The sequence below is a fragment of the Moraxella marmotae genome, from assembly GCF_042219885.1.
GTDB classification, from domain to species: Bacteria; Pseudomonadota; Gammaproteobacteria; order Pseudomonadales; family Moraxellaceae; genus Moraxella; species Moraxella marmotae.
On sequence record NZ_JBHJHR010000002.1, the window covers coordinates 716,297 to 729,303 of the forward strand.

The window sequence follows — 13,007 nt, forward strand, 5'->3', positions numbered from 1 at the left end:
AAAATCAATCCAAGGTTTGACAAATTAGTGGATTTGGATATGGTCAGCGTCGATTTTGACCACTTTGCCAAAGTTTTTGTCCACTTCGCCATAGATGGTAACGGTTTTGCCAACCAGCTCTTGTGGGTTGTAGTAGTAATCGTCATCGATATCTACCACGATGGTGCCAGTGCGGTCTTGCAGTTCAAATTTTTCGTTGCCCAAAAAGCGAACCAATTTGCCCTTAACGGTGATGTGTGCGTCATCGTGAGCGGCTTTGGCGGTGGCAACGGTGCTGATGCCTGAAGTTGCCGACACAGGGTGAGCGTTGGCGGTGCAAGCGGTCAAAACAGCGATGGCAAAGGCTGATGCAGCGATTTTATTTAGTTTCATAATAAACTCCGAGAATAAAAATTTACAATTATTTGCAATTAAAGCATCTGATTAAAGTGTGTGATTTTGATTATCTCAATAATCCAAACAAACTTGGCGAATGCTTACAACAGCGACTGCTTGCAATGTTGTATAGCGTTCTTTGTTTTGTTGAGCATATTAAACCACATCAACCTTAAGCGAATCTTAAGCAAGCCAAATAAATTGTAAAAATTACAAAAATGTCTATAACTGTTTGATTTTTAGGGAATTTAAAATCACCAATAAACTGTGCTGTGATAAATTTGAGCTTTTTTGGGTCTTTTTATGCCCAAATTTGACCAAACTTTGCCCAAAATGTGTATTTTTGTCGCAAAAAAGCATCAAAAATCGCCAGCGAAATTTGATTGCCCAAGTTTTGGCTGGTAAAATTTGTCGCTGCTTTATCGCCATTTTGTCGCTGAAATGAATGCCCAAAAAGACTCAAATCAGTGGTTCTTTTGCGACAATGATGCCGTTATTGTCGGCATAAATATAGTCGCCATCGTGAATGCTGACACCGCCAAAATACAGCGTAATGCCTGTTTCGCCCACGCCTTTGCGGGTGGATTTTTGGGGAATGCTCGCCAATGCCTGCACGCCCAAATCCATCGTCGCCAGCTGATCGACATCACGCACGCAGCCATAGACGATAACGCCTGCCCAGCCATGCTGCACTGCCGACTCAGCAATCATATCGCCCAATAACGCACAACGCATGGACGCACCGCCATCAACCACCAGCACTCGCCCCATGCCATCGGTTGCCAGTAGTTCTTTGACACGAGAATTGTCTTCAAAGCATTTGACAGTAACGGCAGCACCGCCAAAACTGTGCCGTCCGCCAAAATTTCTAAAACTTTTGCCGTCAATCGATGGGCTAATCACGCCGATGGTTTTGTCGCCATTATCGTCCAATAAATCACAGGTGACAAACTGGGCTGTTGTATTCATACCGCACTCCTTTGTTGATGTTGTGGATTGGCTGTTGGTTTTGTGCAATTTGGTTTGAATTTTAAGATAAAATTAAGACGAAAAGTAAACTAAATTCAAATTAACTTCAAATTTAAAAAATTCAAACGCAACAAGCACGGTTTTAAACCATTTGCCAAAGTTTACTATAATCGCCCAAGCTGACTTTGTCAAATTTAACAAATGCCAAATATTCACTGCTAAATGCCAAAGCCAGTCAAAACTAATCAAGCACTGGCAGATTGGTAAAATCCAACTCAAATCCAGACTCAAACGCCATCGCTTCGCCTGTGATGGGATCGGTGAACGCCAAGGATTTGGCAAGTAGCTGCAAGGGGCTACCAAAATCGTCTTGGGCTTTGTGGCGTACCTGTGGGTAAAACGAATCGTGAGCAATCGGTATGCCCAAGTGATTCAGATGTACTCGCAGCTGATGCAGCTTGCCTGTACTGGGGCAGAGCTGATATTTTGCCCATTTGCCATCATCGCTGTATGCCAGCACATCGATGTCGGTGTGCGTGTTTGGCACGCCGTCCGTAACTGCCATGGTGTAAAACGGCTCGCCACGCTCAAGGCGTAACGCCACCGACAAGGGAAAGCGGTGCGTACTGGCAGGAGCGATGGCGTGATAGACCTTGTGGATTTGACGACTGGCAAAGAGCGACTGATAAGCGGTGCGTGCCGCCATCGTCTTGGCAAATAAAATCAGCCCTGCCGTCTCACGATCCAACCGATGCACAGGCGAAATGTCGGCATTGCCCGTCTGTGCTTTTAGGCGAGTCAAAAGCGTCTGCTGCACATATCGCCCAGCTGGAGCAACGGTCAAAAAATGCGGCTTATCCACCACCAAAAGCTGCTCATTTTCAAAAATCACTCGATGAGCAAACGGCACAGCCACTTCATCGGGCAGCTGCCGATAATACTGTATCGTTACGCCATGCTGATAAGGGCTGTCAATATCCAGTGGCTTATCATCACACACCACCAAGCCATCGGCAAATCTGGCACGCCAAATGTCAGCACCGATATGGGGAAATTTGGTACACACATACGCAAAAATCGTCGGTGGTGCATGGTCAAGCTTGGGCAGATACAGCTTACTGGGTGAGACACCTGCTCGCATCATCGCTTGATGCCCAATTTGGGTAATCGCATCGCCAAACCAGCCATCATTGTGGTGCGTGGTCGATGCAATAAGCGGTATAAGGCACGGCAGTTAGGCGACCTTCGTCAATCAGCTCACCGCACTCCACGCAGCTGCCGTATTCGCCTTCTTCGATGCGTCTTAATGCACCATTGACCTGCCCCAAGCCCTGCTCTGCTTCGAGCAATAACGCCTTTCTCATCTCATCACGGCTGGCAGCGACCGCCTGATCGTCCCAGTGCTGCTGCAGCTGGTCTTGGGGGTGGGCGATGTGGTCGCTGATTTTGTCAATGCGGGCTTGATATTCTTGCTTTAGGGTTAATAACGCTTGCTTGTAGCTGTCGATATTTTGCATCACAAAACTCCTTGGTTGGCGATAATTGGCTTATCTTTCTACAAAATATTATTCATCAAATACACAAAAAAGGCAATAGCCAGATGTGCTATTGCCTAAGGTTTTTGGGTGATTTTGGGGATTGACCTGACGCATTGACCAGTTAAAGATTGGTCAATCGGCTCAATGCAAGCGGTTAAAATTGCCAATTGATACCAAAATTGACGCTGCGTCCCATCTGCGGAATGTACGACAAAAACGATGCGTGATTGTACACTTTGGCGTTGGTCAAATTATAGCCATTGATAAACGCTGAATAAGGATAACGCCCTGCCACGCCGTCATAGTGCAGCCCTGCATTTAGCAGTGTATGCCCTTTGGTGGGATTTTCTAGGATTGCCACATGATTTTGGTCAAAAGTATGCACCACTTCGGCACTGGCTGTGATGCCGTTATTCCATGTCGCCGTGCCACGCAAACCCAAGCGAGCCGCCGGGATTCTTGGGGCATCGCCATCAGGCTGCGTGCGATAGCCCAGCACTTCATCGCTGCGATATTTATAGCCTGTTGGCAAGGCAGGCAAATCAAACAATTTGCCACGCACATAATCGCCAAACACGCTGGCATGATAAGTTTTGTTAAATTGATAACCAATCTTGGCTTCAATACCATAAATCTTGGCTCGAGACTGGTTATAGCGGTTGAGTCTTAGGCTGTATTTGTCATTTAACGCACGGCTGCAGCGTCTGCCAAGTTTTGGATAACAGATGGCATTATTTAGGGTTGCCAAATAAATGTAATTATCAAAATCATTATAATAAGTGGCAAATTTGCCGTCCCATTTATCGCCAGTCAGTGCATAGCCGAATTCGATGTTATTTGACCGCTCTTTGCTCAGATTTTTATTGCCTGTGTCAAAGGTATTGGTTGCCAAATGCTTGCCGTGAGCGTACAGCTCTTGGGCGTTTGGCAGGCGTTCTTGATGCGACCAAATCAAGCTAAAGCGGTGCTTGGCAGTCGGCTCAAAACTTAGGCTGGCAGCATAAGAATGGGCGGTAGCCTGATGGGGCTGTTTGAGCTCATCAGGGGCGTCTTCGTTTTGGAATTTGCCCAAATCTTGGTTAAATGCCATTTGGATTTTTTGTTTTTCAAGGCGTGAACCAAAGTTTAGCTGCCATTTATCAAATGCCAGCTGCTCCACCCAAAACAGGCTTTTTTGGCTGGCGGTGTGGTCTTGTAGCAGATGCTGGCGGCGGTGGTTTTGTGTCTTATTATCCAGTGCGTGAGACGACTGGGTCAGATATTGCCCACCAAAGACCCCTGTCAATTTGCCAGCACCGACCGACATCGGCAAATGCGTCAGCTCCAGTCGCCAGTTTTTGCCTTGGTTTTTAAAGGCATTATCCACCACTGAGTCGGTTTTTTCGTCATGGCGATAGCGGACAAAGCCAGCGTTTAGGCTAATGTCTTGTATGCCCAACGCATTGGCACGCCATTGCCCCCGTATATCCCATCGCTTGGTGCGTAAGTCAATATGGGGACTGCCATGCTCGTGCTGTGATTCATCTTGGCTGCTGTCGGTATCATAATTATAGTTATGACCATGGTTATGCTCATCATCGCACAGGTTGCCATGCGAGTGATAGCCTTTGGTGATGCACTGAATGCCGGGGTTATTATAATTGATGTCCGTCTCTTCCATCAAAAACGGATAATGCTTTAAATAGGGCTTTTGATCTGGCCATGTTTTTTCGATAGGAATGATATCCAGATAATATTTTTCGTACAAATGCGTATGAGCTGGCAAGCCATATTTATCCTGACGCTCGCTGTACGCCACGCCCACATAGCCATCATCACCAATCCAAGATGCCCCAAGACTGCCACTTTTGGCGTCCGAAAAGCTGTCTTTTAGTCGCTTGAGCGTTTGGTTTTGATATTCATAAGTCGGCGTGCGATAATCTTTGGCATCACGATTTAGCCCTTGGGCGTGGATAGCGATGTGCTGACCTACCGCCGACTGTGCCGACAGACTGACCAGCTTTTCTTGGCTGGCGGTGTCAAATCGCAGCCCCAGCTCAGCACTGGCACGCTCAGGCAGCTGGGTTGGGATTTTATCATCTGCCACATTGACCACGCCTGCTGAGTTGCCTGAGCTGTATCGCAAGGTCTCCACGCCACGCACGACTTGTACTTGGTGAGCCAAGACACTATCGACCGTTACCGCATGGTCTGGCGACATAAACGACATATCCAGCGTCTCACTACCATGGCTTAAAATCTTGATACGCTTGCCTTCTTGACCACGGATAACTGGCGCTGATGCCCCACCGCCAAACTGATTGGCATGCACGCCCAGCTCACCTGCCAACGCATCGCCCAGATTGACCCCACGCTGTTTTAGAACATCTTTATTGATGCGGATATCTGATGGCGATGTACTCATAAAAACGCCAGCCGTCCCCTGTGTCGTGCTGACAACTTGCTCAGTCGGCAGCACTACCGATGGCAGTTTACTGTCAAAATCAGTGGCAGGCAAATCATCGTCTGCATACGCCACCGGTGCGATGATGGATAAAATGGCAACAAATAACGGGTGTTTTTTGGTCATGTCGATACTCTAACTGCTTATCTTAAATCTTAAAAATACTTGTCTTAATTTGCTCTTAATGACAATTTATAAAACAAAAAATAAAAGCATTGGCAGTCGGTTGCTATAAGCTGATGAACTGCCAACGCCATGGGCTGATTAATAATCAGGCAAAATGTTATAACATTACTATAAAATAGTCAATCAATTTGTCCAATTTTTATGCAAAATATTGCAAAAAATTATCATTTGCCAATCATTTGTATCCAATAAGCGAAAAATGCCAAGATTTTGGCTGGATTTTTGGCAATTGTTGGTAAGTTTTTTTTTGACCTTTAAACGATTTGTAAGAAATCTCTTACAAGCATTGATGACTTTTGCCACTATCGGTGGCGGTGGCAGTTTGGCATAATACACCCAAGCAGCAAGGAGATGATACAGGTAAGTATCCATGGACGAATCGCTGCCACTAAGGACAGAACTTAAGGAAATCGCAAGTAATGCACCAAAAAAACCACAGGCATCATGCTTGTGGTTTTTGCTTTTTTGGGCGATTTTTATTTTAGGATTTATTACCAAAAACACCCCTAATTATCAAACTTGGCACAATTTTTGTTCTTTTTTACCTTGCAAAAATCCCATAAATTATTTAATTAATTTTATTAATAAAGTAAGCAATACTACTAATTTATTAGCCATATTAATTTTATTTTTTGCTTATTTTACAATGAGTTATCGCAGGTTTTATTTAGCACTAAATTGCATCAAATAGTCATAAAAACCACTTGACTAAACCGCCCAAGCAAGGTATAAAATAAACATATGTACATTAATAAAAAAATGTATGTTTATACAAAACAAAAATCTAATAATTGAGAAATTTGGTGTTTTTATGTCTGGTTCAATCATTTTTAAAAAAGCCATTTTGGCAGCGTCGATTGCTGCCGCCATTCACACTTCTCATGCTGCATTTGTGCGTAATGATATTGACTACCAATATTTCCGTGATTTTGCCGAAAATAAAGGAGTCTTTGCGGTCGGTGCCAGCAATGTGGCAATTTTTAATCAACAGGGGCAAATGATTGGCACGGCTTTGCCCAATGTCCCCATGCCAAATCTTGAAGCCATCGTCAAAACCGAAGGCATGGCGACCTTAATCGATCCGCAATATGTCGTGAGCGTCAGACACAATAGCGGCTATCAATCCGTCCAATTTGGTGATGACACACGAAGTCCAGATGCACATTTGTTTGATTACAAATTGGTTGCCAGAAATGAGCATTCGCAATACGACCTACACACCCCAAGATTGCATAAAATGGTTACTGAAGTTGTGCCAATGCAAATGAGTACGGCACATACAGAAGCTGGGGCGAATATTGCCACTTATTTAAATAAACAGCGTTTTCCTGTCTTTGTGCGTGTTGGTAGCGGTATGCAGTGGCAGCGAGACACCGCTGGGCGTAATACCTTCTTAAAAGCCGCCTATGTCAGCAAAACTGGCGGTGCACCGCTCACTTTACAAGAAGCCAATAACAATCAACTGGTTACCGAAGGCTCTGTATTTGATACCACTTATGGGCCTATTGCAACCTATGGCGCACCGGGGGACAGTGGCTCGTCTTTGCTGGCTTTTGATACCAAATTAAACCAATGGCGAGTGATTGCGGTAACCAGAACCTACACAGGCGAAGAAGGTTCTCGCAATACTTATACAGGCGTTTTACCCAATGAATTTGCACAAACCAAAGCCAACGATGGCGTCAGTATTAACAGCCAAGATCAAAATGCGTTCATCAACTGGAAAGATCTTGGCAACGGACAAAGCGAGTTGCGTCGCCAAAATGCCAATACCTATTTGACCGTTGGCGTGCGTCGTGGTGCGGATTTACAGCACGGCAAAAATATCTCGTTTAACCAAAGCCCAGCCACATTGGTGCTACAAAGCAACATCAACCAAGGTGCAGGTGCTTTGATTTTTAACACCGATTTTACCGTAAAACCACAAAGTAACCAAACTTGGGTTGGCTCTGGTATCGTCGTTGAACAGGGCAAACAAGTCAATTGGGCAACGCCAAACCCCAAAGGGGATCGTATTTCTAAATTGGGGCAAGGCCGCCTAAACATCAACGGCACAGGTGCGAATCAAGGCAGTATCAGCGTTGGCGATGGCACAGTTTTTCTTAACCAAAATGCAGATGCCAGCGGACGCAAACAAGCCTTTGGCGAAGTGGGCATTGTCAGTGGTCGCCCAACGGTGATTTTGGCTGATAGCAATCAAGCCATCAGCGATAACATTTATTTTGGCAATGGCGGTGGGCGGCTTGATGTGAATGGCAATGACATTGCCTTTTCCAGAATTCAAAATGTGGACGCAGGGGCGCAGATTGTCAATCACAATCCCGGCCACCCCGCAGAAGTGCTAATCTCCGATTTACAGAGCATTGGCGGGCATAAAATTGAATGGGCAAAATGGCATAACGCCCCAAAAACCAATCTGGCACTTTATGAATACACAAACCCCTACCAAAACTATCGCAAGGATTATTTTTTCTTAAAAGGCGATCCAACGGCTTATTTTCCAACCAATGGCACCAGCAACAGCCATTGGGAATATCTTGGCAGCGATAAAACTCAAGCGGTCAATCGGCTAATGACCAATCATTTGCCACGCAATTTTTTCAGTCAAGATATCGAATGGGTGCAATGGAGCGAATACCCAACCAGCAAATTGGCACTTTATGAATACATTAATACGCACAAAAATAATCGTAAAGATTACTTTATCCTAAAAAATAATCCAAAAGCCTATTTCCCAACGGACGCAACCAGCAATGAACATTGGGAATTTGTGGGTCATGACAGAACACAGGCGATTAATAAATTATTGCTCAAACAAACTGGCTCAAATTACGATACTTTTAATGGTTATTTTGGCGAAACTGATCCAAACCGTCCTAATGGCGTGTTAAATGTCACCTATGATAGCCCTAAAAAATTGCACTTAATTTCAGGCGGCACAAAATTAAACGGCACATTACATGTACAAAGTGGTAGCCTGTTGTTATCAGGTCGCCCAATGCCGCACGCCAGAGATTATCAAAAAAACCAAGATGTTATTCGTGATGATGAATGGCTAAACCGCCAATTCCAAGCCAATACCTTTGCAGTTACCAATAACGGCGTGCTTTACTCGGGGCGTAATGTGTCTGATATTCAGGGCAATTTTTTGGCAAGATCACAAGGTAAAATTCAACTTGGCTTTGTGCAAGGTAAAACCCCGCTTTGCACAAGATCTGATTTTTCTGGCGAAACGCAATGTAATCTGCAAGCTCATTTATCCACCGCCATTTTTAATAGCATTCCAAGCACTCGCATTATCGGCAATGTGGATTTGTTGGACAATACGCAATTTACTCTGGGCAAGGCACAGCTGTTTGGTCGGATTAATGCAACGCCAAATACCAAAGTCAGCCTAGAAGAGCAGAGCCATTGGACGATGCGAAACGACAGCCAGTTGGGGCATTTGTCGCTAAACGATGGGCAAATCACCCTAAATCCTGCTTTTGCGACGGCAAATAAAAATAGCCGCATTGCAAAATTTAACACTTTGCAGGTTAATGGCGAATTAAATGGCTATGGGCGTTTTAATTATCTTATCAATGCCGCCGATTCTCAAGGGGATCGAGTGGTTGTTAATGGTTTGGCAAAGGGGCGTTTTGAGCTTGATGTAAAAAACACTGGTGCAGAACCAACTACGGTCAGCCCAGTCAGCTTATTGCGTTTGGCCAATCCAAAACAGCAAGCCGACTCGGTCAGTGTCAGCCTAGTCAATCATTATGTGGATCTTGGTGCTTATCGTTATATCCTAAAAAATCTAAATAATGATTACCGCTTATATAGCCCTGTGCGTGATGCACAAATTCAAACACCACTACAAACGCCAAATACCGCCGCTTATAGACGAGCGGTCAATTGGGCAAAACTAAAAACCAATGATGTCGTTCGTAGCTCAAAAGATGTCGCCTACAAACAAAGCTTACTCGACACCGCCAAACAAAAAGTGGCAGATCAAGAGCGTGAACTTGCTCAAAAAACGGCAGACGAACAACGAGCCAGACAAAATCTGTCACAGCCAAACCTATCTCGTGTCCAAATTCGTCAATTAACCACGGCATTAAGACGAGCTGAAGCACAGACTCGCCGAGCCAGAAGTTATCTGAACACGGTCAAAAACCGAGAAAGCAGCCAACAACGCATCTTAAACAATGCCCTAAATTCATTAGAAAAAGCAAAAAATATATTAATACAAGCAGAACAAAGTGTAGAAAAACTCAAATACGCCAATGGCCGTGAAGATATCCGAACACAGGCACAAAAATTCTGCACGCAATCACAGTACAGCGAGCAAGTCTGTGCAGAAGTGGCACAAAATATCTCTGCCCAAGTTGATGCCAATCTTGACGATTTGGCGGTGCAAATAGACACCCTAAATCAAGCGACTCAGGCTTATGAAGCGGCTTTGGCCAATCTTGATGCAGCAAAACAAAGCAATGATGAAACGCAAATTCGTCTGGCCGAAGAAGCCGTTGAATACGCCGCCAATATTTTGCAAATGGCGACACAAAATGTTGAACAGCCTGTATCATTGGCGGCAGCACTGGCTGACAATTTGGATTTAAATACCAATCCAAATCAAGCGGATTTTGGCACCAGTAATGCCCAAAGCCATGCCGCACAAGCCACTTGGATCAGCCAATATACCAACACGGCATTATCCGAGCTGTCGGCACAGACCAACCAAATGCTGCGTGTTGGGCATAACCTTGATCGCCAATTGTTATCACTGGATAAGCCTGCCAGTGGCTCAGTGTGGGCAAATGTCGAAACTTTGCGTACCAAAGACACATCACCCATGCACCGTGATTATGAGCAAGAGCAGACCAACACCCAAATCGGCGGTGAGCTGTCGGTGGACGACCGCTTGAGCGTCGGTGCGGTATTCTCACATTCGCTGGCACAAAATGACTTTGCTGATAATTATAAAGGCAAAGGCAAACTGGCATCGCTGCACGCTTATGCCAAAGCCAGCAATGAGCAAGGCTGGTTCGGCACGGCAGATTTGGGCTATGCCCACACCACCAACCGCCTTGACAAGCAACGAGATGAGTTGGCTCGATTTGGTCGTGATATTGGTAGTATCGGTGTCAATGCTGGCAAGCAATGGCAGCTGGCTGGGGCAACCGTTCAGCCATCGGCAGGCGTTCGCTATTATCATATCTCTGGCGTGGATTATGAACTGGATCAGGCTCAAGTACATCAAGATTCATTTGGTTTGATGAGCTATCATGTGGGTGTCAAACTGGGCAAGCCGCTGCAACTGGGGCAATTTGAACTCACGCCAACACTCGGCAGCCAATATGTCAATACTCGCACCGTCCACGGCAGTGCTGGCAAATTGTCCGTCAATAACCACGCCTTTGACACCGCCGATGGGCATTATTTTAACCACGAATTGAGCCTAAACGCCAAGCACAAACAATGGCAAATTGCCGCTCATGTCGGACAGATGAACGGTGATGAAATCGGCAAACAAAACACCGCTGGTCTAAAAATCGGCTATGTTTGGTAAGGCTGATTGATTCGCCAAAAAAATCCGCTTTGGTAATCAAGGCGGATTTTTGTCATCAAAAATATCATAAAATCAACCAATAAGCTTGGCTACACTGGCTCATCAACCACGCCATGCACGCCCAAACTTGCCACAAACTCTGGCACTTTGGCAGCGTCAATCTGTGCCTTTAGATGCACTTGCGTGTCATAATCCACCGCCAGTATCTCGCCACCGACTGCGTCCACCAAATAGCGTACCTGAGCTTCGTTGGCAAAATCGCTACGCACGGTCACGCTCTGACGCAGCACAAACTGGGTCAAAACCATCGCATCAACCGCCATCTGTGCGGCTGCGGCATAGGCACGAGTCAAGCCGCCCGCCCCCAGCTTGATGCCGCCAAAATATCGCACCACCACGATGATACAATTGCCAATCGCCTTATGCTGCAAGACATTGAGAATCGGCCTGCCTGCCGTGCCGTTTGGCTCACCATCATCATCAAAGCCTGCACTGGTGGTATTGTGCGGATCACCGATGATGTAGCCGTAGCAGTGATGGCGAGCGTCAGGATAGGACGCTCTGAGCGATTGCACATGGCTCATCGCCTGTTCACGGCTGTCAATCGGATAAGCAAATGCCAAAAATTCGCTTTTTTTGATTTCATAAACGGCTTGGCACGGCTGGCTTGGGGTTTGGTAGCTCACAATCTGGCTCACATAATAAAAGATGTGTCATTTTCCCACATTTTGGGGTTTTGTACAATTCGCTTGAATTTACTTGGCGGATTATTGGCAGATTATCGATAAATGGTCAATAAAATCATGCACAAAATATTAACAAACTTGCTAAAAATTAACCATTTTTACCAATTATTATTAATACATATTAATTACACTGGCAAATTATACTAAAATTATCAAACTTTAGCAAAACCAGTGCAAAATATGCTAAACTAATTGGTTTTAGTCTGATTATTCTTGGAAAATGCCCATGCGTCTGGATAAATTTCTTAGCAAAGCCACCGAACTGTCTCGCAAAGACGCCAAAAAAGTCTTGCACGCTGGCGAGATTACGGTCAATGATGTCATCATCAAAGACGGCAGCCATCACATTGATGTCGCTTGTGATGAAGTGCTGTGGGCAGGCGAGCCGCTCAGTGTCGCCGATGGCAACCGCTACATTTTGCTGTATAAGCCAGACGGCTTTGAATGCACGCTAAAGCCCAAAGAATACCCCATCGTTACCGACCTTATCGCTGTGCCTGAAGTAGCAAGCCTACGCATCGCAGGCAGGCTCGATGTCGATACCACAGGGGCGTTGCTGCTGTCTGACGATGGCGCATGGCTGCACCGAGTGACCAGCCCCAAGCACCATCAGCCCAAGCGTTATCAGCTCACCCTAGCCGACCCCATGGACAGCGATGCCCAAGCACACGCCATCAAACAAGTGGCAAATGGTATCTTGCTTGACGGTGAAACCCAAAAAACCCACCCTGCCGAGCTGTCCTTTGACGATGAGACGCATGCGGTGCTGACACTCACCGAAGGCAAATACCATCAAGTCAAACGCATGATGGCATATTTTGGCAATAAAGTCATCGCCCTACACCGAGCCAGTATCGGCACTATCACCCTTGACGGTCTGGAGATGGGCGAGTGCCGCTTTTTGAGTGCCGATGAGATTGCCCAATTTTAATTTTTGATCAGATTGCCAAAACTTTTGATGCCAACACGCCTGCCAAAATTTGTCTGTTGAACAAAGTGGCGGGCGTGTTTTATTTTGGCTCAGTTTTGCCAAGTCAAGTTTGGTCAATAAGTTTGGTCAATTTAAGCCCAATTTGGTAAATCAACCAACCAAATCATCGCAAATTCATCGTGCCAATATTTGGAATTTGAGATTTGGGCAATGTTAAAAGTTTCATGTGAAACATCGTTTTTGCAAATCTGGTCAATTGGCAATTTGA

9 protein-coding genes are annotated in these 13,007 nt (G+C 45.5%); 2 read left to right on the top strand and 7 right to left on the bottom strand.

Features of this window, described 5'->3' with window-relative positions:
* Positions 1-24: 24 nt before the first annotated feature.
* From ACFBZI_RS03465 to ACFBZI_RS03490, 6 genes are all read right to left on the bottom strand, one after another.
* A complete protein-coding gene (locus tag ACFBZI_RS03465; protein ID WP_375715044.1) occupies positions 25-372 on the bottom strand; it encodes a NirD/YgiW/YdeI family stress tolerance protein in 348 nt (115 codons plus the stop codon).
* 462 nt (positions 373-834) lie between these two features.
* Positions 835-1,344 carry a ribonuclease E activity regulator RraA gene (rraA, locus tag ACFBZI_RS03470; protein ID WP_375715045.1) on the bottom strand — a complete coding sequence of 170 codons (510 nt, stop codon included), beginning with the start codon at positions 1,342-1,344 and terminating at the stop codon, positions 835-837.
* 241 nt (positions 1,345-1,585) lie between these two features.
* Entirely contained in the window at positions 1,586-2,488 is a 903-nt protein-coding gene (locus ACFBZI_RS03475) for a pseudouridine synthase (RefSeq protein WP_375715046.1), read from the bottom strand.
* Between the two features lie 43 nt (positions 2,489-2,531).
* Complete coding sequence (locus ACFBZI_RS03480; RefSeq protein ID WP_375715047.1) at positions 2,532-2,861, bottom strand: TraR/DksA family transcriptional regulator; 330 nt, start codon at positions 2,859-2,861, stop codon at positions 2,532-2,534.
* A gap of 175 nt (positions 2,862-3,036) precedes the next feature.
* Positions 3,037-5,451 (bottom strand): TonB-dependent receptor, encoded by a 2,415-nt coding sequence (locus ACFBZI_RS03485; protein WP_375715048.1) that lies wholly within the window; start codon positions 5,449-5,451, stop codon positions 3,037-3,039.
* 183 nt (positions 5,452-5,634) lie between these two features.
* The gene (locus ACFBZI_RS03490) at positions 5,635-6,009 is read right to left on the bottom strand and encodes a hypothetical protein (protein WP_375715049.1); all 375 of its coding nucleotides are present in this window, start codon (positions 6,007-6,009) and stop codon (positions 5,635-5,637) included.
* Between the two features lie 313 nt (positions 6,010-6,322).
* Here ACFBZI_RS03490 and ACFBZI_RS03495 point away from each other — a divergent pair, with 313 nt between their 5' ends.
* Positions 6,323-11,062, top strand: a complete 4,740-nt coding sequence (locus ACFBZI_RS03495; RefSeq protein ID WP_375715050.1) for a S6 family peptidase — start codon at positions 6,323-6,325, stop codon at positions 11,060-11,062.
* A gap of 89 nt (positions 11,063-11,151) precedes the next feature.
* Here the strand turns inward: ACFBZI_RS03495 and ACFBZI_RS03500 are convergent, their stop codons facing one another.
* Positions 11,152-11,748, bottom strand: coding sequence for a YigZ family protein (locus tag ACFBZI_RS03500; RefSeq protein ID WP_375715051.1), 597 nt, complete (start codon positions 11,746-11,748; stop codon positions 11,152-11,154).
* 286 nt (positions 11,749-12,034) lie between these two features.
* On the opposite strand from ACFBZI_RS03500, the gene ACFBZI_RS03505 reads away from it, so the two are divergent.
* Positions 12,035-12,739, top strand: a complete 705-nt coding sequence (locus ACFBZI_RS03505; protein ID WP_375715052.1) for a pseudouridine synthase — start codon at positions 12,035-12,037, stop codon at positions 12,737-12,739.
* The last annotated feature ends 268 nt before the right edge of the window (positions 12,740-13,007 follow it).

Coding starts and splice junctions, on each gene's coding strand:
- ACFBZI_RS03495 (WP_375715050.1), top strand. CDS start 6,323: ATGTCTGGTTCAATCATTTTTAAAAAAGCCATTTTGGCAGCGTCGATT.
- ACFBZI_RS03485 (WP_375715048.1), bottom strand. CDS start 5,451: ATGACCAAAAAACACCCGTTATTTGTTGCCATTTTATCCATCATCGCA.
- ACFBZI_RS03465 (WP_375715044.1), bottom strand. CDS start 372: ATGAAACTAAATAAAATCGCTGCATCAGCCTTTGCCATCGCTGTTTTG.
- ACFBZI_RS03480 (WP_375715047.1), bottom strand. CDS start 2,861: ATGCAAAATATCGACAGCTACAAGCAAGCGTTATTAACCCTAAAGCAA.
- ACFBZI_RS03505 (WP_375715052.1), top strand. CDS start 12,035: ATGCGTCTGGATAAATTTCTTAGCAAAGCCACCGAACTGTCTCGCAAA.
- rraA (WP_375715045.1), bottom strand. CDS start 1,344: ATGAATACAACAGCCCAGTTTGTCACCTGTGATTTATTGGACGATAAT.
- ACFBZI_RS03475 (WP_375715046.1), bottom strand. CDS start 2,488: ATGATGCGAGCAGGTGTCTCACCCAGTAAGCTGTATCTGCCCAAGCTT.